The sequence below is a fragment of the Paraburkholderia sp. SSBN10T genome (assembly GCF_056619545.1).
The window spans coordinates 15,440-33,986 of sequence record NZ_JBWQQI010000037.1; the positions used below are offsets into that span (position 1 = coordinate 15,440).

The following is an 18,547-nucleotide window of genomic DNA, read 5'->3' on the forward strand; positions in this document are numbered from 1 at the left end:
ACGTTACTCTGGTCCCATGCAAAGCTGTTCATACGTTCCGACGCTCTTGCTGATGTTTTACGCAGGCCGCCGCGAATGCGCAACCTCGCAGCGCCTTGCGGATGCTACGCGATAGGTGAAACGGCACCCGCTTTCGCACCGTGTTTGTACACCGGGGACGGGGCCGCCCGCAACTGCATTTTGTACTGAATGGTTCATCCGCTGACGCAGCGAGCGGGCACGCCGCGCCGTGCGAGTCCGCCGGGCGACCTGTTAGCACCTGAGACCGCTCAGCCCGGCTTGCGACGAGCCTTCGACGGCCTCGCTTTGGCGCCTTTGGCTCTAGCGCCGGCCGGCGTCGCAGCCGCGGCAGACGCCGCCATGCGCTGCCGCGCGACCGTGCGCAACGCATCGATCAACGCCATCCCTACCGGGGACGGCTGCGTGTCGGAACGGCGCACCAGGCCGACTGGCTCGCCGGTACCGGCAAACGGCAACGGCAGACGCACGAGTACGCCGTGGGCCAACTCATATTCGACGGCGCTTTGCGGCACGAACCAGACCGCGTCGTTCTCGAGCGCCAGCGCCCGGCCCGTCGACACCGACAACACCTCCACGAACGCCGCCAGCGGCGGCACACCCCACGCTGCCAGCAGACTGTCCGCGGACTGCCGGATCAGCGTGCCGAACGGCGGCACCACCACGGTAAAACCTTCGAGCAGCGCCGCGGGAAGGCCGGCGCTCGCCGCCAGCGGATGTCCGGCGCGCACCACGGCAACCAACGGCTCGGTGAAAAGCTGCTCGAAACTGAGTCCGACCATGCGCTCGGGGTCGGCCAGACGCCCCACCGCAAATTCAATCGAACCGGCTTTCAGGCGCTCCAGCAATTCCGCATTGGCGCCGGTGGCAAGGCGCACGATCGCCCGTGGCCACTGCACGGCGAACAGCTTGAGGACGGGCGGCACCAGCGCGCCGGCGACCGTGGGCAGAACGCCGATCTCCAGCGTGGCCGACGCCGCGCCCTCGGCGCGTGCGAGCAGATCGACGCCTTGGCGCAGCGCGCTGACACAGGCGCTGGCATGCGGCATGAAAAGCTGACCCTCGCGCGTGGTCACCGCGCCATGGCGGCCGCGCTCGAACAGCCTGACGCCAAGAATCGCCTCCAGCTCGGCCACGGTCTTGGAGACCGCCGGCTGGGTGATGGACAGACTCTCAGCCGCCTTCTGGACACTGCCAAACTGCGCGACGGCCAGAAAACACTGGAGATGACGGAATTTGACGCGGCTATCCGCAAGGCTTCGTTGCATAACGGTAGGTTATACGAAAAGCGCGAAAACGTCATTTTTCATAACTTCCTGGATTGGATAAAGTCGCGGCATACCCTGCCATTCCATAATTCAACCAAGGAGACATCCATGGACGAGTCCATCCTTACTCCGCGCGACTTCGAATCGCATCCCCTTTACGTGTATCCCGGCTACGGCTCGTCCGTGAAGCGCGGCCCGACGCGCCCGTTGATTCCCCTGAAGGAAAAGCTGCGCGACCAGCGCGTGCCGGTGTATGGCGCCGAGGACCTCGGCCCGCTTGACCACGATTTGACGCGCAACGCGGTACGCAATGGCGAGCCGCTGGGCGAACGCATCATCGTGACGGGCCGCGTGCTCGACGAAGGCGGCCGCCCGGTGCGCAATACGCTGGTTGAAATCTGGCAAGCCAACGCGGCCGGCCGCTATGTTCATAAGGCCGACCAGCACGATGCGCCGCTGGATCCAAACTTCCTGGGGGCAGGGCGCTGCCTCACCGATAACGAAGGCCGCTATCGCTTTCTGACGATCAAGCCGGGCGCGTATCCGTGGGGCAACCACCCGAACGCATGGCGTCCGAATCATATTCACTTCTCGCTGTTCGGCGATCACTTCGGCTCGCGGCTCGTCACGCAGATGTACTTCCCCGGCGATCCACTGCTGGCCTTCGATCCGATCTTCCAGGGCACGCCGGAGCATGCGCGTGAGCGCCTTGTGTCGCGCTTTTCGCTCGATACGACGCAAGAAGCGTACGCGCTCGGCTACGATTTCGATATCGTGCTGCGCGGCGCCAACGAAACCCCGATGGAGCGCTAAGCCATGACGACACTTAAGCAAACGCCTTCGCAAACGGTTGGACCGTACTTCGCGTATGGACTGTGCCCGGAGCAATACAACTTCGATTTCAAGAGCCTCTTTACGCCAGCGGTTGCGGATTATGAAGCGGCAGGCGAGCACATCACGATTGTCGGTCAGGTGTTCGACGGCGACGGCAAGGTGATTGGCGATGCGATGCTCGAGGTATCGCAGGTGGATAGCCAAGGGCGGTATCCGGCTTCGCGGGCGGAAGCCGCGGCGAGCGGCTTCCGTGGATTTGCCCGGGTCGGCACCGGAACCGATCCGCAGAAGCGGTTTATTGTCGAGACGGTGAAACCGGGGCGGGCTTCCACGCATGAAGCGCCGCATCTGAATGTGATCGTGACGATGCGCGGAATGTTGCTACACACGTTCACGCGGATTTACTTCGATGACGAGGCGGCCGCGAACGAAAGTGATCCAGTGCTCGCGTCGGTGCCGGCGGAGCGGCGTGGGACCTTGATTGCACGGCGCGTGGATGGCACCAGCAAGACGGTGTATCGGTTTGATATCCGTATGCAGGGCGAACAGGAAACCGTGTTCTTCGACTTGTGATCTTTCACGGCGCTTTCATATTCAGCCCATACGATCATGGCTCGCGACTTTTGATTGCGAAACTCCGAGTACTTTTAAAGCCTGCAGGTTTGCGGGCTTTTTTTTCGCCCTCTTCATTTCTTCATCCCAGCGGCCGAACCCCAATCCACCATCCGTGCAACCAGAAAGCAAACACAATCCAGGCCACCGCCCCGCCCACTACCGCTATCGCGTCCTTACCCAGCGTCCCGTCCGGATAAACCACGCCTGAAGCCACATCCCGCCGCCGGGCGGAAAGATAAGCCAGCACACCCCAAACAAGGAAAGCCGCAAACAGAACAACCGCGTTCAAAGTCCCATTCGCCAGCAAATGCCCGAACGCCCACACTCCCACACTGAGCGCCATCGGGTGCCTGACCCAAGCCTTGAAGTGATTACCGGGAATGTAAGAGGCAAGAAAAAGAATAAAAGCGATCAGCGTCAGCAGGCCGGCAAGATGCGCTGCCCAAACCGGAGGCGTCCATAGCGGGACAGGATCACGCCGAGCGATCCCGTAACCCCAGACGATCAGCGCCAACCCCACGACAGAGGCCACTGAATAAGCGCCCTTCCACGGTTTCTCCCCTATCCGGGCAATCTGCCGTGTACGCCACGACTCGGCAAAGATTCGCACTGAATGCACGCCCAGAAAAATCACCAATCCCAGTACTAGTACCGACATGGCAGGCTCCTCGCGACGAGTGTCGACAGCTCGCCGCGATTGTCGCTCAAGAAACCGCGCCTGCCAATGACGGACGCCAAAGCGCCCGATTCAACTGCCCGGCGAATTCACTCCACAGCCGGAATCCATGCCGCGCTTGCCGCATCGCTCGCGCGGAAGGCCGGAAACTTCGCCCCCAGCTCGGCAATCGTCTTGATGTCGTTCTTCACGAGATCGTCACGCGTGATCAGGGTCGGCTTCACCACGATCCGATGCCCCGGATCCTCGCCCGCCACCTCCAACGCAGCCGCTCGCACCGAAACCGCACCCACCACAGCCGGATTGGTCGCGGCCGTCGCGACCCAGGCACTGTTCGGCGCCCGGATTGCCTCGATGTCCGCCGTCGAAATGTCCGCGCTGTAAATGCGCAGCTTCGAGCCGAGGTTCGCCTCGTCCGCAGCGAGCTTGGCGCCCCGCGCGAATTCGTCATAAGGGGCAAACACCACGCGAATCTCGGGATGCGCGCGGTAAGCGGCGGCGGCCTGATTCGCGACCGATTGAGCGATCGGATTGTCCACCGTGCCCCAGCGTGCTTTCTCCTGCACCTGGGGATGGGCGCTCTTGAAGTCGCGCCACACCGCGTCGCGGCGATCGAGCGGCGCAAAGCCCGCCACATAGACATACCCTGCCGCGAATGCGTCGCCGTTATCCTTCACGGCCTGATTCAGGAGCAACGTGGCCAGATCATGATCGCTCTGCTCGATCTGCGGCACTTTAGGGTTGTTCAGGTCCACGTCGAACGCCATCACCTTGATGCCCTTGTCGAGCGCGCGCTGCACCACGTCCTTCAGCGATTCCGGCAAACCGTGATTCACGATGATCGCCGCTACGCCCAGGCTGATCGCCTGCTGGATCTGCTCGCGTTGTTCGGCTGCGTCCTGCCGTCCTTCGTAAATACGCAGATCGATGCCGAGCGCCTTCGCCTGCTTCTGTGCGCCGGCCTCGTAGGCCTGGAAGAAATCTCCCGTTGACAGATAGTTGACCAGTGCAATCTTCACACCGCCTTTGTCGAACGGCGCAGGCGCGCCCTTGAGCGGTGCGGCCTGGGTGGTTTGACCCAGCAACACGCTCGCAGAGAGCAGCGTCAGCGCGCCGACCATGCGGCGTACTTGGGATGTATGACGAAACAGCGATTTCATGAATGCTCCCCGGCTTGTCGTTAAGATCGAATGGAACGATGTGTCATGCAGCGGGCGCGGTGTGACGCGCGCGGTACCGTGCGCCCGGATGTGGCTCGGCGAGACGCGGACCGCCGCCGTGCAGCTTCTCGCGCAGCGAGCCGCTCGCATACTCGGTCTTGTACACGCCGCGGCGCTGCAATTCCGGCACCACGAGTTCGACGAAGTCGCTAAACGTCTCGTGCGTCAGCGCATAAGCCAGGTTGAAGCCGTCGACGTCGGTCTCCTCGACCCACGATTGCAGTTCATCCGCAATCTCTTGCGGATCGCCAACCGAAAGCGGTCCGAGCCCACCTATGCTGCCCCACTTCGCGATCTCGCGCACGGTCCACACCCGCGTCGGATCGGCGCTCGACAGCGCCTCCACGGCGGATTGCACCGCGTTGCTCTCGACGTGACGCAGCGGTTCATCCAGTTCGTATTTCGACAGGTCGATACCCGTCCAACCCGACATCAGCGCGAGCGCGCCTTCGTCGCTGGCATAGCGGCGATAGTCCGCGTGCTTGGCGTGCGCTTCAGCCGAGGTCTTGCCGGTAATCACTGTATGCAGGTTGAAGATCAGCACGTCGTGAGGATCACGCCCGAACGACTTCACGCGTGCGCGAATGTCAGCCACGAACTGCTTCAGGATCGTGCGCGACGGCGCCGCAATAAAAATGCACTCGGCGTGCTGCGCAGCGAAATCCTTGCCGCGTTTCGAAGCGCCCGCCTGATACAGCACCGGCGTGCGCTGCGGCGACGGCTCGCACAGGTGAATGCCTGGCATATCGAAGTACTGCCCATGATGTTCAATGGGATGCACCTTGGAGGGTTCCGTGAAGACCTGTCGCGCCGCGTCGCGTACGACCGCATCGTCTTCCCATGACGACTCCCACAGCTTGTAGCAGACGTCCAGATACTCTTCGGCCAGCGCGTAGCGTTCGTCGTGATTCGCCTGGCTCGGCAAGCCCACGTTGCGTGCCGCGCTATCCAGATACGAGGTGACGATGTTCCAGCCCACCCGTCCGTTGGTCAGATGATCGAGTGTCGACATGCGCCGCGCGAACGGATAAGGATGCTCGTACGAGAGCGAGCACGTCACGCCGAAGCCAAGATGTTCGGTCACGTTCGCCATCGCCGAGACCAGCAGGATCGGATCGTTGACCGGCACCTGGGCGGCCTGGCGGATCGCGGCCTCGCCATTGCCCTTGAACACGTCATAGATGCCGAGCACGTCGGCAATGAACAGACCGTCGAATTTGCCGCGTTCGAGCAGCCTGGCGAGCTCGGTCCAGTAATCGAGGTGCTTGTAGCGCCAGGAGGTATCGCGCGGATGCGCCCATAACCCCGGTGACTGGTGTCCGACGCAGTTCATGTCGAATGCGTTGAGACGGATCTGTCTGGCCATAATCGGATCCACTTAGGTGATGCGTAGGTGATACCTGGTTGATGCAGACGAAGCCCGCAGCGGGCGCGTCAGAGCGCGCCGTGACGCGGCGGCAGCACGTCGTTCAGGTAGTAGTTGCCGACCGCGATGTATTTCCAGCGCACCGGATCATGCAGCGTGTGAGTGCGCGCGTTGCGCCAATGGCGATCGAGGTTGTGTTCGGCGAGCGTCGCCTGGGTACCGGCCAGCTCGATCAGGCGCGACGAAGCTTGCAATGCAATCTCCGTGGTCGCCGCGCGCGCCTCGGCCACGGCAATCGAAGCCGTGGCGACGCTCTGTTCGGTCGACACCTTGACTGCGTCGTCGACGCGGCGGCCGGCACGCTCGACGAGCGCCTCGGCCGCATGCAGTTGCAGCGAGAGCTTGCCGAACAGTTCGAGCGTCAATGGATCGTCACTCGCCCGCTCAACCCCGCTGTCGATCCAAGGACGCGAGCGTTCGCGCACGAAGCGCCGCGCATCGGCAATGGCTGCGCGTGCGATACCGAGATCGACGGCAGCATGAATCAACTGTCCAAGCGGCCCGACCGTCGTGGGACGCGCGTCGAACGCAGCACTGTATGGCACGACCGCGGAGGCTTCGACATAGATGTTGTCAAGTGTGGTGGTGCCGCTGCCCGTCGTCTTTTGACCAAAGCCCGACCAGTCGTCCACGACGCTCAAGCCGGGTGTCTGTGCGCTCGCAAACGCCACATGCAGCGTCTCGTCGGCTGCCTTGGCGACAATCGGAATCCACTGCGCAAACAATGCGCCGGTCGAATAGAACTTGGTGCCGTTGATCCGGAAGCCCTCGCCTTCCGGCGTGAGCGTGGTCCGGTAGTCGCTTACGGTTTTCGTGCCGCGTTCGGAAAGCGCGTTACCAAACCGGTCGCCGGCCAATGCTCGCTCGAAGTAGAACGCCTGCTGAGCGTGCGTGCCGTTTACGCGCAGCACGTCGAGCATGAAAAAGTGATTCTGCGGAATCTGTCCAAGCGCCGGATCGGCCTCCGAGATGATCGCGGTGACCTCGGCAAGCGTGGCGTATGAAACCGCTGCACCGCCGAACTCACGCGGCACCGCAATGCCCCACAGACCGCTTGCCGAATAGGTTTCGATCTCGGCATAAGGCAAGCGACGCTCACGATCGCGCTGTGACGCGCCTTCGGCGAGCGCCGGCGCCAAAGCACGGGCCACATCGAGTGCCTGCTGGTCGCTCCCGATACGCTCGGCCTGCCACGCGCCACGGGCGACGGACTCTGTCAAAGCGTTCATAGCGTCAATTCCACGGATGACGGGCCGGTTTGACGCCGTTCAGATAGTAGTTGCCGACGAGGTGATATTTCCAGCGCACGGGATCGTGCAGCGTATGAGTGCGGGCATTGCGCCAGTGACGGTCGAGGTTATGCTCGCTCAACGTCGCCTGGGTGCCGGCCAACTCGAAGAGCTTTTCGCTCGCCAGCAAGGCGATTTCGGTGGTCAACACCTTGGCTTCGCCCACCGCAACCGAAGCACGCGCAACATCGTCCTCGCTAGTTTCTGCCTGTGCGGCGATCACATCGAGCGTGCGGGCCGCGCGTTCGAGCAGCGCTTCAGCGGCATGCAACTGGATATGCAAATGACCGATTTCGCGTACTGTCAGCGGATCGTCGCTGGCACGCTCGACACTGCTGTCGATCCACGGCCGCGAGCGGGTGCGCACAAACGTGAGCGTGTCTTCCAGGGCCGCTTTCGCGATGCCCGCGTCGATCGCGGCCTGAATGATCTGTGAAACCGGACCATTCAGCGTCGGAAAATCGGAGACGCGGTGCGCAGGGAAGACATGCGACGCCGGTACACGCACCGATTCGAGCACCACCGTGCCGCTTGCCGTCGTGCGCTGCCCGAACCCCGACCAGTCGTCGATCACGCTCAGGCCCGCGGTGCCCTTCGGGATATAAGCGAGCCAGCCCTTGCGGTCGTCATCGAGTCCCAGCACCGGCACAAAATGCGCAAACAGCGCGCCGGTCGAATAGAACTTGGTGCCGTCCACCACGTAGTCGTCGCCGTCGCGCCGCACGCGCGTCTTCAAGTCGAGCACATGCTTGGTGCCCTTCTCCGAAAAGCCGTTGCCGAAGCGCTTGCCACTGAGTATCTGTGCAAAGAAATAGCGCTTCTGTTCCTCGGTGCCGGTCAGCGAAATCACATCGACCAGGCCAAAGTGGTTTTGCGGCAACTGTCCCAATGAAGGATCGGCCGCTGCGATAATCTTGACCACTTCTGTAAGCGTGACGAAGGAGACACCCGCGCCGCCATAAACCTTCGGCACGGTAATTGCCCACAACCCCGACTGCGAGAACCATTCGATCTCTTCATGCGGCAAACGGCGCACGCGGTCGCGCTCAGACGCACCTTGCTCCAGACGCGCTGCCAGTTCGTGCGCCACCGCTATAGCCTCGGCGTCGTCCCGAATGATGCGCACGGCATGGTTGTCCGCATCGCCCGTATGCGATGAGGTCGCTTCGTAAAGCTCGGCCATACGAATCTCCGCTTGAGTGACTGTTCGCACAATCTATCAGCGGGTAGGACGCGCGCAAACTGAACGATTCTGAAATGGATATTCCTTCGGATGGCAAACGAACCCAGATCGAATCAGGTATAAGCACTTCGCCTCGTGCCTGATAACGATAGTCCGATTTGATGGTTTCATGCACAGCGGGTTGTTGATTAGAGTCGTCGCAAGCTGGACACCTCTGCCTCTTCGATTCGGACACCATGACACGCTTGCACACCACTCTTTCTTCGTTGTTGACCGCGACCGTATTCAGCATGGCCGGCGGCCTCGTTACTCACGCTCACGCCCAAGGCGCAACGCCCGCAGCGGATGCAACGGCCAACGCCGATAACGCGGGTTCTGTGCCGTCGCTCAAGGGCAAACGCATCGGCATCACGGCCGCCGGCACGGATCACTATTGGGACCTGAAGGCTTATCAGGGCGCAGTGGACGAGGTGAAACGCCTCGGCGGCACGCCAATCGCACTCGACGCCGGTCGCAACGACAACCGCCAGATCGCGCAGATCCAGACGCTGATCGCGCAAAAGCCGGACGCCATCGTTGAACAATTGGGTACTGCAACGGTGCTGGAGCCGTGGTTGCAGAAAATCCGCCAGGCCAACATCCCGTTGTTTACGATCGATACCGCGTCGCCGTCGAGCATCAACGACACCACCTCGGACAATTTCTTCATCGGCGAACAGCTCGCGCTGAAGCTCGTCAACGATATCCACGGCGAAGGGAACATCCTCGTCTTCAACGGCTTTTACGGCGTGCCGGTATGCGCGATCCGTTACGACCAGCTCAAGGCGGTGCTCAAGTACTACCCGAAGGTGCACATTATCCAGCCCGAGCTGCGCGACGTGATTCCGAATACGGTGCAAAGCGCCTATGCGCAGGTGAGCCAGTTGCTCGCGAAATATCCGAAGGGGCAGATTGCCGCGATCTGGTCGGCATGGGACGTGCCGCAGGTCGGCGCCACCCAGGCCGTGGATGCCGCGCACCGCGACGAGATCAAGACCTACGCGGTCGACGGCAGCCCGGACGTCGTCACGCTCGTGAAGGATCCGAAATCGAGTGCCGCAGCCGTGGTTGCGCAGCAACCCGCGTTGATCGGCAAGACTGCGGTCGATAACGTCGCACGTTACCTTGCAGGCGATCGCACACTGGCGCCGTACACTTATGTGCCGTCGATTCTGGTCACCAAGGACAACGCCGGCACGATCCAGCAGACTCTCGGCCAGCTCACCGCAAAATGAACACCGAAGCCTCTCCTGCGGCGCTCGAACTGCGTGAGCTCGTCAAGCATTTCGACGGCGTGCCCGCGCTGCGCGGCGCGTCGCTGACGGTCGCGCGCGGCAGCGTGCATGGTCTGATCGGACAAAACGGTGCAGGCAAGTCGACGCTGATCAAGATACTCGCCGGCATTCACAGCGCCGATTCGGGCACGATCGCCATCGACGGCGCCGCGCAAGCACTGACAGCGCCGCCTCACGGCAGCGCCCCGGCAATAGGGTTCATTCACCAGGAGCGCTTGCTACCCTCCACGTTCACCGTAGCCGAAGCGTTGTGGCTCGGCGACGAACGAACCGTCGGCCCGCGCGTGGCAGGCGGCCTCCGGCTGCTCGATGTGCGACGTATGCAGCGCGACGCACGCGATGCGTTGCATACACACTTCGGCGTCGAAATAGCGCCGAACCGGCTCATCGGCGATCTGAGCGTCGCCGAACAGCAGATCGTGCAGATTACCCGCGCACTGATCCGCGAACCCCGTATTCTCGTATTCGACGAACCGACCGCCGCGCTGGTCAGCCGCGAAGTGGACCGTCTGCTGCAGACCATCGACCGTCTGCGGCAACGCGGCCTGACAATCCTGTACGTGTCGCACTATCTCAACGAGATCGCTGCAATTTGCGATCGTGTCACGGTGCTGCGCGATGGCGCGGACGTCGCCCACGTCGACGCGCGCACGACGCCCACCGAAGCGCTCGTCACGGCAATGATCGGCGCGCAGACCGAAGTGCGACCCCCGGTTGCGGCGCGCACGCCCGGGAAGGTCGTCTTGAACGTGCGCAAGCTTGGCGCCCCAGGCCGTTTCGAAGACGTGTCGTTCGATGTGCGGCGCGGCGAGATCGTCGGCATCACCGGCTTGCTCGGCTCGGGCGGCAAACCGGTGGTGCGCAGCCTGTTCGGACTCGAACGCGGCGTGCAGGGCGAGATCGAAATCGAAGGCAAACCGGTACGTCTGCGCCGTCCACAAGACGCCGTACGCCAGCAGATTGCGTTCGTGCCGGAGGACCGGCGCGCGCATGGGGTAGCGCCCGCTCTTTCCGTGCGAGAGAACACGACGCTCGCGAGCCTCGCTCGCTTTAGCCGCTTCGGCCTGCTGGCGCAACGCAGCGAAACCCGTACCGTACAACGCCTGATCGACGAACTGGCCGTGCGCACATCCAGTACGGAAACGCCCGTGCGGCATCTCTCAGGAGGCAACCAGCAGAAGGTCGCACTCGCCAAGTGGTTGAGCCGCACGTCCTCGCTCTATCTGCTCGACGAGCCGACGGTAGGCGTCGACATCGGCGCCAAGATCGAGATCTATCGGCTACTCGACCGGCTGGCCCGCGACGGCGCCGGCGTCCTGCTGTTTTCCAGCGATCTGATCGAACTGCTCGGCGTGACCGACCGCGTACTGGTCATGGCGCGGGGCCGCGTCGTGCGTGAACTCGTCTCGCGCGAAGCGGATAGCCAGGATGTGCTGGCATGGGCCACCGGAGCACGCAGTGCGCACGGTTCGGCAGCGCAACAGGAGGCCGCAGCATGAGCAAAGTCCTGGATGCTGTGCCACGCAGCGGAAAGTTCGAACTGCCCGCACGGATGTTCGGCGCTCAATGGTGGCTGAGAAGCGGCGCGGCGCTCGCGTTCGCACTGGTGTTTATCGGTTTCGCGGTGAGCTCGCCGCTGTTCTTCACGCTCGCGAATCTCGCGAACGTGTTGCAGCAATCGGTCGTCGTCGGGATTCTCGGTTTTGGGTTGACGGTCGTCCTTATCGGCGGTGGCGCAGATCCGCTTAGAGGCGGTCTCGATCTTTCGGTGGCGGCTAATCTCGGTCTATGCGCGGCCGTTTATGCCGTCGCGCAACGCGACGGCGCAGCACCCGGCACCGCCCTGCTATTGACGTTTGCAGCGGGCGCCGGAGTCGGTGCGCTCAACGCGTTTGCGGTCATCGTGCTGCGCATCTTTCCGCTGCTTGCCACGCTGACCACGATGAATCTCTGCGCCGGGTTCGAACTGGTGCTGACGCAGAACACGTCGGTGCCGGCAAGCGGTGCCTTGCTCGGTTTTCTGCTCGACAACGGTGCATTCGGCGTGCCGCATCTTGCCTACGCGCTGCTTGTCGTCGCCGCACTGTTCAGCGTACTGGTTCACTACACTCCATTTGGACTGCGACTGCACGCCACCGGCGCACATCGGGACGCCGCACAAGCCGCTGGCGTGCGTGCAAGCCGCTATGTCGCGGCAAGCTACGTACTGAGCGGGATCGCCGCAGCGCTCGCGGCATTGGCGTCTACCGCGTTACTCAGCGGCAGCGCGCCCGGCGCGGGAGAAAATCTGCTCGCCACCGTCGCCGCAGCGCTGCTCGGTGTCGTCTTTTCACGGCGGCTCGTGCCGACCATTCCCGGCACCCTGCTCGCTGTCCTCTTCATCGGCGTCATCAGCAACGGTTTTCAGCTCGACAACGTGTCGAGCTATTGGGTCAACGGTGTCGAAGGCGCGCTGATCCTGTTCGTCGTCGCCACTACCGCGCTCGTGCGCCGCCGTGCCGGGAATCACACTCATGATTGAACAGATAGGCCGCTTGCAGCGCTTCGCGCTGGTCGGGGCACTGCTTGCAGTGATCGCTTTCTTTGCGGTGTTCGCGCCGGGCTTCGCACGGGCAAACAATCTTGCCGACGTACTGTTGAACAATTTCGCGCTGCTGGCGATCGCCGCGCTTGGCATGACGCTCGCGTTATCGTTCGGCGCCGTCGATCTATCGCTCGGCACCTCCATCGATGTGGCGAGCCTCGCCTTCGTCCTCTTGAGCGCGCATCACGTCGGCACTGTGCCGGCGGCGCTCGGCGGGCTCGCCGCGGCGCTCTTCGTCGGCGCCTTCAACGGCGTGCTGACCGGGTGGCTCGGGATCGCGCCATTTCTCGCCACGCTCGGCACACTCTTCATCGGCCAGACCGTCCAGCAACTCGCCACCGATGGCGGCCAGCCAGTGTATCTGCTTAACCTCGCCTTGCCGCCGCTCTTTAGCGAGCTGGCGCACGGCACGCTTGCGGGCCTGCCGGTGCCGTTATGGATCGTAGCCGTGCTGGCTCTCGCCGTGCATGTGACGCTTGCGCATGCCACCCTGGGGCGGCAGCTTTCCGCGCTCGGCGCGCAACCGGGTGTGGCGCGTTATTCAGGTCTGCCGGTTGCGGCCATTACTGCCGTGACGTTTATCGCCAGCGCGTTGATTTATGGCGTCGTCGGCCTGCTGCTGTCGTCAACCGTCAAGGCCTATGTCCCGCAGGCCGGCAACGGCTACCTGCTCAATGCGATTGGCGCGACTTTCATTGGCACCACGCTGTCGCCGACGCGCCGTCCAGGCGTCGTCGGCACACTGCTGGGCGTCCTGCTGCTGAGCCTCGTCGCAAACGGTTTGTTGCTGATCGGCTGGAATTTCTATTGGCAGCAGGTGGCGACCGGTGGCCTGATCTTCGCGGTGCTGGCGGTCAGCTTCGCACAACGGCGTGGCCGCTATGCGTGAGGTTCCACGCCGCGCCCCACACTGAACGTGAAGGCCAGCGCGCCCACCAGCAGCACCCCTTTGATGAAATCCTGCATGTAGTACGGCGCATTCAGCATCGTCAAGCCGTTGAGCAATACGCCGACAAACACCGCGCCGACGACCGTGCCGAATACGTTCGGACGCTTCGCGCCCCAGACCGCGTAGCCGACCAGCGCCGCCGCCACCGCATCGAGCAGCATCGAATGGCCGGCACTGACATCGCCACGCCCGACGCGTGCGGCGATCAGCACGCCGCCAAGCGAAGCGATCGCGCCCGATGCCACATACGCGGCGATCCGGTATCGCGCGGTCGGCGCACCGGCCAGGCGCGCCGCCGTCTCGTTGCCGCCAATTGCGTAAATCACCCGGCCCCAACGCGTGGTTTCCATCACGACGCAGGCCACGATGGTCAGAACCGCCACCACGACCACCGGCAACGGCACGACATCGAAGAGCCGCAAGCGCCCGAGTGCGAGAAAGGCGTCAGGAAATAGGCCCGTTGTTTCCGTGCCGTCGGGCAGGATCGTACCGGTTGCGAGCGAGCGGCCGCCGGTTGGAATCAGTTGCAAACCCGCTAGCAGAAATAGCGTGCCGAGCGTCGCCAATTGGTCCGGAACGCGCAGGCGCGTAATCAGCAAGCCGTTGAACAGACCTGCGGCCACACCCAGTACGAGGCATGCCGCAACCGCTTCGAACGCATTGCCATGCCAGACGATCAACACGTAGCTCGCCGCCATCTGCGCCGACGCGGCCACGCTGCCCACCGAAAGATCGAATCCACCTGCAGCAAGCGTCACCGTCACGCCGATGCCGAGCAACGCGACAATCGACACCGCCTGCAGAATGCTGAAGAGGTTGTCGAGATTCAGAAAGGCCGGCTGGTTGACGGCGAAGACGATGACCAGAATCGCCAGCACGATGAGCATGCCGGTGCGTTCGAGATGACCGCGCAATTCTCGCAGCCGGTTGTGGCGGACCGCGTGTTCGTGCGCATTTTCGTGCGTCTGTTCGTGTGTAGCGGGGTTGCTTTCGGACGCAACCGCAGAGGCACCCTGAGATGTGATCGAAGGACTGGTTTTCATGAGCGAACGGAAGAGGTAACGTCAGGGTGGAAAGCGCGGTCGAGTGTCGACCGGTCAAAGCGAACAACGCGATCGGCAATCTCGAACGCCTCCTCGAGATCGCTGACGAAGACGAGAGTGGCGCGTTGCGGCGCGTGCCGCCGCAACGTATCGACGATATCGGCACGCGCCCCGGCATCGACGCCCTGAAACGGTTCGTCCAGCAGCAACAAGCGCGCGGCTTGTGCATGCCAACGAGCCAGCACCACTTTTTGCTGGTTGCCGCCGGAGAGCCGGGCAAGACGATCGTCCGGTCCCGTACAGCGAATTCCGAATCGTTCGATAGCATCAAGCGCGGCGCGCCGCTCGTGCGCGCGCCGGACCGTGCCGTATCTGAACCAGCGTGACAGAAACGGAAAGCTGAGCGTGCCGGCAATCGAGGCAAACGGCACGCTGTCCGGAAACAGCGAGGTTCGCCAACGGTCCTCGCCCGCGAGAAACACGCTGGCGCGAATCGCCTCGGCGGGTGAGCGCGGACGCCACGGTTTGCCGTCGAGCGTCATCGTGCCCGCAGCAGCACGCGCGGCGCCGAAAATTGCCCTTGCGAAGCGCGACTTGCCACCGCCAACCGGACCGGCAATCGCGACGATTTCGCCGAGCTGTACGTCGAGATCGAAAGGGGTGCTGCCGGGTGTCAACTGCAGGTCCCGCATGCTAAAACATGGCGTGTGCGCGGTGGTTGCCCCTGCGTCAAACATAGCGCGGCTGCGTAACGGACGCCCGATCATCGTTTCGACCGCGGCATCGAAATCGATCGGCGCGCGCAGATCGGCCACGATGCGGCCATCGCGCACGATCGCCACACGCCCGGCAATACGGCGCAGATCGCCGAGCCGGTGCGACACCAGCAGGATCGCGACACCCTCGGCACGCAAGCGCTCGATAAGACCGAAGAGACGTTCCGCTTCCGGCGCCGACAGGCTGGCGGTAGGCTCGTCGAGAATCAACAAGGCGGGCCGCGTTGCCAGTGCGCGGGCCAGCGTGACGAGCTGCTGCGCCGCAAGCGACAGCGACGCAAGCGGCGCAGTCAGATCCACATCGAGCCCCACGCGCGCAGCCAGCGGCGCCGCAGCCTGAAGGCGCGCTGCCGACGGCACGCGCCAGGGCGAGGTTGAATCGCACAAGCGCTCGAGCAGAAGATTGTCCGCAACCGAAAGCGGCGGCACTACCGCATCCGCAATGGCTTGATGCACGGTCGCGATTCCCAGCCGCTTGGCATCGTGCGGCGAAGCGGGGCTGAATGATTGTCCCCGCAACGACAGCTCGCCGCCGTCCGGGCGATAGACGCCGCTCAGAATCTTCACGAGGGTCGACTTGCCCGCGCCGTTCGCACCCATCAGCGCGACAACCTCGCCCGCATGGATCGACAGATCGATGCGATCGAGCGCAACGGTAGGGCCAAAGCGTTTGGAAAGCGCGCTAACGCTCAGAACGGGTGAGGTCATCGAAGAGGACGCGCTGTGCGGCGCTCGTAACGGATGACCGACCATCGTAGCCACCCGCTAAGGGTGTGCCAACGAAGCGTTGCTCATATGGATAGCATTGTCTGGGGATGACAAGGCGAATACCCGGAACAAGGTGAGCGGGATAACGGGGCGGGAGGTCTAACGGGCAACAAGGACACAGCGAGGTGCAGTGCACGCGTTTTCCGTCACGTACTCAGCACTCACCGAAAAAAACGATTCAGCAGGGATTTAAACCCGGAAATGATCGATATTCTGCCCGGCGTAAATCGCACGCGCCAGCCAATCCGGTTTATCGCCCTGGCCGTCCCACGTGTTGCCGTAGGCGTCACGATACATCACCGCTCTTTTCGCATTAGCGTCCGCTTCAATCGCCTCGGCCAATGCTTCCAGCGTAATGCCGTATTCGTCCATGCGGCGACGTATCCACAGGACCAGGCGCTCACGCGCGTTCCCGTCGAGGTCGAACATCCGTTGTTCTTCTCGCTCTTTCATAACGTACCGATGCCGCGGCTGGAATTGCGCGCGCTTTGAAAAATAAAAGGCTTCGCTGAGAAACGCGAAGCCTATACATGATTCGGGTGGGCGGAACGCCGTTCGACTTCACGTGGCCTTCCTGCACGTGCGTGCACCCCCGGAAATGATGCCCGACCAATCTATTGTTCAGGAAATCCGTTCGGCAAGCGGCTCGAATCGTCGCCCGTCTGGCCCTTTACCCACAAGGGCTGCTTCAGCGTCTATAAACCAATTTTAGCACCCATTTTTTCTGCCGCGCACAGCCGTGTCTCGCATCGGGCGGCGAAAATCTCGATAGCCGGCCGGCAGCGTGCTATTTTCACGTGTTAGCCTTCTTTCATCGACTTGCAAAGGAAAGGAATAACCATGTCCCCGTCAGCCGCCGTCGCCGCCATTCTCACCGCGCTCCTGATTGGCGCGATGAGTCCCGGACCGAGTTTCGTCATCGTCGCGCGCAACGCGATTGGCCTGTCGCGCCGCGACGGCCTGGCTACCGCGCTGGGCATGGGGATAGGCGGCGTGTTCTTTAGCGGGATCGCGTTGCTTGGCCTCTATACGCTACTCGCCGCCGTCACCTGGCTCTATGTGAGCCTCAAGGTGGCGGGCGGCCTCTATCTGATCTATCTGGCCTCGAAGATCTGGCGCGGCGCCAGCACCCCGCTCGCCGTCGATCAGGGCAGTACGAATGCCGGCAGCAACCCGCGTAAATCATTCTGGATCGGCCTGAGTACCCAACTCAGCAATCCGAAAACCGCTATCTATTACGGCAGCATTTTCGCAGCGCTTCTGCCGCAGCATCCGCCGCTCTGGTGTTATGCCGTGCTGCCGCCGGCAATTTTCTCGATCGAGGCAGGATGGTATACGGTGGTAGCGGTGTGCTTTTCCAGCAAACGGCCGCGCGAACTGTATCTGCGGGCAAAGACGTGGGTAGATCGCGTTGCAGCCAGTGCGATCACCGCTCTCGGCCTCCGTTTGATCTTTGCCGCGCATCGCGTCGGTCTTTGAGGCGCCGCGGCAAAAACCGCATCCGCAGGCTTCGTTGCGATTCCTTCAACGCCATGCCAGGCAGGGCGCACGGGGAATCGCAGCACGCCGGTTTCATCAGGGGGCTGACCGTTTCTCACGGCCCCGCATGGTGGCTGACGCGAACTTTACAAGAAAGTCCTTGACTGCAATGGCCTCGAACCGCTATTGTGGCCCCCGAAGTTCAAGAAGTTCGATTGCTGTTCATCAATTGCTCGCTCCCCTCAGCGGTATTCGTTGTCCTCTCCCTCCTTGACGCTTCGCGTGCTCTCTTCAGAGCGATCTTTTACTATTTCTACCTCAAGGATTCTTCATGGATACCGGTACCGTTAAGTGGTTCAACGACAGCAAAGGCTTTGGCTTCATTACCCCGGACAAGGGCGGCGACGACCTGTTCGCTCACTTCTCGGAAATCAGCGGCGACGGCTTCAAGACGCTGGCTGAAAACCAGAAGGTGAGCTTCGAAACGAAGCAAGGCCCCAAGGGTCTGCAAGCGGCTAACATCAAGCCGCTGTAAAGTTTGAAGGGTCCGGTATCCGAGTGACGGATACCGGGCTGCAGCGACATCCTCGCGGAGTTCGTTCTCCCACAGTTGGCGTAATCGCTTAGCAGTCTTCGTTGCGCCAAACGCCTCGCTTGCCCCCTCACTCTCCCTGGCTGGACCGGCTTTAACGCCCTTCCTATACGCACTTGTTCGGCATTCGCCCGGCATTCGCTTCGGCTCAATCTGGCTTGTCCTGATCGCCGCGCTCGCGTACGACTATTTAAAATTAAAAATGCAACCTAAACACATTCATCATTACAACGGCTATGCCGTCCAACCCTCGGCACATCGTTTGCCTGACGGTTCGTTTTCCTCCAACCTGCTGCTAGAGCGGGCCGGCGCGATGTCCGCGGAAGCGCGCTATCAGTTCTACTCGCTCGACTACTTCAGCAACGAAGAGCAGGCGCTGCAGCACTCGTGCCGCTGGGCTCGTCGTTGGATCGATAGCCGCGGATAAAAGGCCGCGGCTAAAGCGCCACGGCCAGGAGCGGGCAACCGACGATGCACGCCTCTCGCCATCGCA

General features: G+C 62.5%; 17 protein-coding genes and 1 pseudogene. 9 read left to right on the plus strand and 9 right to left on the minus strand.

Annotated elements, in window-relative coordinates:
- Positions 1–269: 269 nt before the first annotated feature.
- Positions 270–1,286: a pca operon transcription factor PcaQ gene (pcaQ, locus tag AC1ECK_RS35010; RefSeq protein ID WP_480327580.1), complete on the minus strand. Its 1,017-nt coding sequence runs from the start codon at positions 1,284–1,286 to the stop codon at positions 270–272.
- 108 nt (positions 1,287–1,394) lie between these two features.
- On the opposite strand from pcaQ, the gene pcaH reads away from it, so the two are divergent.
- Both pcaH and pcaG read left to right on the plus strand, forming a co-directional pair.
- A complete protein-coding gene (gene pcaH / locus AC1ECK_RS35015; RefSeq protein ID WP_480327582.1) occupies positions 1,395–2,099 on the plus strand; it encodes a protocatechuate 3,4-dioxygenase subunit beta in 705 nt (234 codons plus the stop codon).
- Between the two features lie 3 nt (positions 2,100–2,102).
- Positions 2,103–2,693, plus strand: coding sequence for a protocatechuate 3,4-dioxygenase subunit alpha (pcaG, locus tag AC1ECK_RS35020; RefSeq protein WP_480327584.1), 591 nt, complete (start codon positions 2,103–2,105; stop codon positions 2,691–2,693).
- Between the two features lie 121 nt (positions 2,694–2,814).
- On the opposite strand, the gene AC1ECK_RS35025 is transcribed toward pcaG, so the two are convergent.
- The 5 genes and pseudogenes from AC1ECK_RS35025 to AC1ECK_RS35045 all read right to left on the minus strand — a co-directional run.
- On the minus strand, positions 2,815–3,393 hold the full coding sequence (locus AC1ECK_RS35025; protein WP_480327586.1) for an NnrU family protein: 579 nt from the start codon (positions 3,391–3,393) through the stop codon (positions 2,815–2,817).
- Between the two features lie 107 nt (positions 3,394–3,500).
- The gene (locus tag AC1ECK_RS35030) at positions 3,501–4,571 is read right to left on the minus strand and encodes a substrate-binding domain-containing protein (RefSeq protein ID WP_480327589.1); all 1,071 of its coding nucleotides are present in this window, start codon (positions 4,569–4,571) and stop codon (positions 3,501–3,503) included.
- Positions 4,572–4,614: 43 nt separating this feature from the next.
- Positions 4,615–5,997 (minus strand): LLM class flavin-dependent oxidoreductase, encoded by a 1,383-nt coding sequence (locus AC1ECK_RS35035; protein WP_480327591.1) that lies wholly within the window; start codon positions 5,995–5,997, stop codon positions 4,615–4,617.
- Between the two features lie 68 nt (positions 5,998–6,065).
- A complete protein-coding gene (locus tag AC1ECK_RS35040; RefSeq protein WP_480327593.1) occupies positions 6,066–7,286 on the minus strand; it encodes an SfnB family sulfur acquisition oxidoreductase in 1,221 nt (406 codons plus the stop codon).
- A gap of 4 nt (positions 7,287–7,290) precedes the next feature.
- A pseudogene (locus AC1ECK_RS35045) lies at positions 7,291–8,463 on the minus strand (SfnB family sulfur acquisition oxidoreductase); the annotation flags it as partial.
- 356 nt (positions 8,464–8,819) lie between these two features.
- Between AC1ECK_RS35045 and AC1ECK_RS35050 the strand changes: the two are divergent.
- Genes AC1ECK_RS35050 through AC1ECK_RS35065 form a run of 4 tightly spaced genes read left to right on the plus strand, consistent with a single transcriptional unit; the run spans position 8,820 to position 13,336 of the window.
- The gene (locus tag AC1ECK_RS35050; RefSeq protein WP_480327656.1) at positions 8,820–9,803 is read left to right on the plus strand and encodes a sugar ABC transporter substrate-binding protein; all 984 of its coding nucleotides are present in this window, start codon (positions 8,820–8,822) and stop codon (positions 9,801–9,803) included.
- Complete coding sequence (locus AC1ECK_RS35055; protein WP_480327595.1) at positions 9,800–11,362, plus strand: sugar ABC transporter ATP-binding protein; 1,563 nt, start codon at positions 9,800–9,802, stop codon at positions 11,360–11,362. Before AC1ECK_RS35050 ends, AC1ECK_RS35055 begins: the two co-directional genes overlap by 4 nt.
- A gap of 53 nt (positions 11,363–11,415) precedes the next feature.
- On the plus strand, positions 11,416–12,384 hold the full coding sequence (locus tag AC1ECK_RS35060) for an ABC transporter permease (protein WP_480327658.1): 969 nt from the start codon (positions 11,416–11,418) through the stop codon (positions 12,382–12,384).
- A complete protein-coding gene (locus AC1ECK_RS35065) occupies positions 12,377–13,336 on the plus strand; it encodes an ABC transporter permease (RefSeq protein ID WP_480327597.1) in 960 nt (319 codons plus the stop codon). Before AC1ECK_RS35060 ends, AC1ECK_RS35065 begins: the two co-directional genes overlap by 8 nt.
- On the opposite strand, the gene AC1ECK_RS35070 is transcribed toward AC1ECK_RS35065, so the two are convergent.
- The 3 genes from AC1ECK_RS35070 to AC1ECK_RS35080 all read right to left on the minus strand — a co-directional run bounded on the left by AC1ECK_RS35070 (position 13,327) and on the right by AC1ECK_RS35080 (position 16,436).
- Positions 13,327–14,283 (minus strand): ABC transporter permease, encoded by a 957-nt coding sequence (locus AC1ECK_RS35070; protein ID WP_480327660.1) that lies wholly within the window; start codon positions 14,281–14,283, stop codon positions 13,327–13,329. The two genes, AC1ECK_RS35065 and AC1ECK_RS35070, sit on opposite strands and share 10 nt — an antisense overlap.
- A gap of 152 nt (positions 14,284–14,435) precedes the next feature.
- A complete protein-coding gene (locus AC1ECK_RS35075; RefSeq protein WP_480327599.1) occupies positions 14,436–15,923 on the minus strand; it encodes a sugar ABC transporter ATP-binding protein in 1,488 nt (495 codons plus the stop codon).
- 249 nt (positions 15,924–16,172) lie between these two features.
- The gene (locus AC1ECK_RS35080) at positions 16,173–16,436 is read right to left on the minus strand and encodes an H-NS family nucleoid-associated regulatory protein (RefSeq protein WP_480327601.1); all 264 of its coding nucleotides are present in this window, start codon (positions 16,434–16,436) and stop codon (positions 16,173–16,175) included.
- A 387-nt stretch (positions 16,437–16,823) separates the two neighbouring features.
- Between AC1ECK_RS35080 and AC1ECK_RS35085 the strand changes: the two genes are divergently transcribed.
- The 3 genes from AC1ECK_RS35085 to AC1ECK_RS35095 all read left to right on the plus strand — a co-directional run bounded on the left by AC1ECK_RS35085 (position 16,824) and on the right by AC1ECK_RS35095 (position 18,481).
- A complete protein-coding gene (locus AC1ECK_RS35085; protein ID WP_480327603.1) occupies positions 16,824–17,462 on the plus strand; it encodes a LysE family translocator in 639 nt (212 codons plus the stop codon).
- A gap of 331 nt (positions 17,463–17,793) precedes the next feature.
- Positions 17,794–17,997 (plus strand): cold-shock protein, encoded by a 204-nt coding sequence (locus AC1ECK_RS35090; RefSeq protein ID WP_012428559.1) that lies wholly within the window; start codon positions 17,794–17,796, stop codon positions 17,995–17,997.
- Between the two features lie 259 nt (positions 17,998–18,256).
- Positions 18,257–18,481, plus strand: a complete 225-nt coding sequence (locus AC1ECK_RS35095) for a hypothetical protein (protein ID WP_480327605.1) — start codon at positions 18,257–18,259, stop codon at positions 18,479–18,481.
- Positions 18,482–18,547: the final 66 nt, after the last annotated feature.

Excerpts from the sequence above, each read along its gene's own strand:
- pcaQ (WP_480327580.1), bottom strand. The coding sequence starts at position 1,286 with ATGCAACGAAGCCTTGCGGATAGCCGCGTCAAATTCCGTCATCTCCAG.
- pcaH (WP_480327582.1), top strand. The coding sequence starts at position 1,395 with ATGGACGAGTCCATCCTTACTCCGCGCGACTTCGAATCGCATCCCCTT.
- pcaG (WP_480327584.1), top strand. The coding sequence starts at position 2,103 with ATGACGACACTTAAGCAAACGCCTTCGCAAACGGTTGGACCGTACTTC.
- AC1ECK_RS35025 (WP_480327586.1), bottom strand. The coding sequence starts at position 3,393 with ATGTCGGTACTAGTACTGGGATTGGTGATTTTTCTGGGCGTGCATTCA.
- AC1ECK_RS35030 (WP_480327589.1), bottom strand. The coding sequence starts at position 4,571 with ATGAAATCGCTGTTTCGTCATACATCCCAAGTACGCCGCATGGTCGGC.
- AC1ECK_RS35035 (WP_480327591.1), bottom strand. The coding sequence starts at position 5,997 with ATGGCCAGACAGATCCGTCTCAACGCATTCGACATGAACTGCGTCGGA.
- AC1ECK_RS35040 (WP_480327593.1), bottom strand. The coding sequence starts at position 7,286 with ATGAACGCTTTGACAGAGTCCGTCGCCCGTGGCGCGTGGCAGGCCGAG.
- AC1ECK_RS35050 (WP_480327656.1), top strand. The coding sequence starts at position 8,820 with ATGGCCGGCGGCCTCGTTACTCACGCTCACGCCCAAGGCGCAACGCCC.
- AC1ECK_RS35055 (WP_480327595.1), top strand. The coding sequence starts at position 9,800 with ATGAACACCGAAGCCTCTCCTGCGGCGCTCGAACTGCGTGAGCTCGTC.
- AC1ECK_RS35060 (WP_480327658.1), top strand. The coding sequence starts at position 11,416 with ATGTTCGGCGCTCAATGGTGGCTGAGAAGCGGCGCGGCGCTCGCGTTC.
- AC1ECK_RS35065 (WP_480327597.1), top strand. The coding sequence starts at position 12,377 with ATGATTGAACAGATAGGCCGCTTGCAGCGCTTCGCGCTGGTCGGGGCA.
- AC1ECK_RS35070 (WP_480327660.1), bottom strand. The coding sequence starts at position 14,283 with ATGCTCATCGTGCTGGCGATTCTGGTCATCGTCTTCGCCGTCAACCAG.
- AC1ECK_RS35075 (WP_480327599.1), bottom strand. The coding sequence starts at position 15,923 with ATGACCTCACCCGTTCTGAGCGTTAGCGCGCTTTCCAAACGCTTTGGC.
- AC1ECK_RS35080 (WP_480327601.1), bottom strand. The coding sequence starts at position 16,436 with ATGAAAGAGCGAGAAGAACAACGGATGTTCGACCTCGACGGGAACGCG.
- AC1ECK_RS35085 (WP_480327603.1), top strand. The coding sequence starts at position 16,824 with ATGTCCCCGTCAGCCGCCGTCGCCGCCATTCTCACCGCGCTCCTGATT.
- AC1ECK_RS35090 (WP_012428559.1), top strand. The coding sequence starts at position 17,794 with ATGGATACCGGTACCGTTAAGTGGTTCAACGACAGCAAAGGCTTTGGC.
- AC1ECK_RS35095 (WP_480327605.1), top strand. The coding sequence starts at position 18,257 with ATGCAACCTAAACACATTCATCATTACAACGGCTATGCCGTCCAACCC.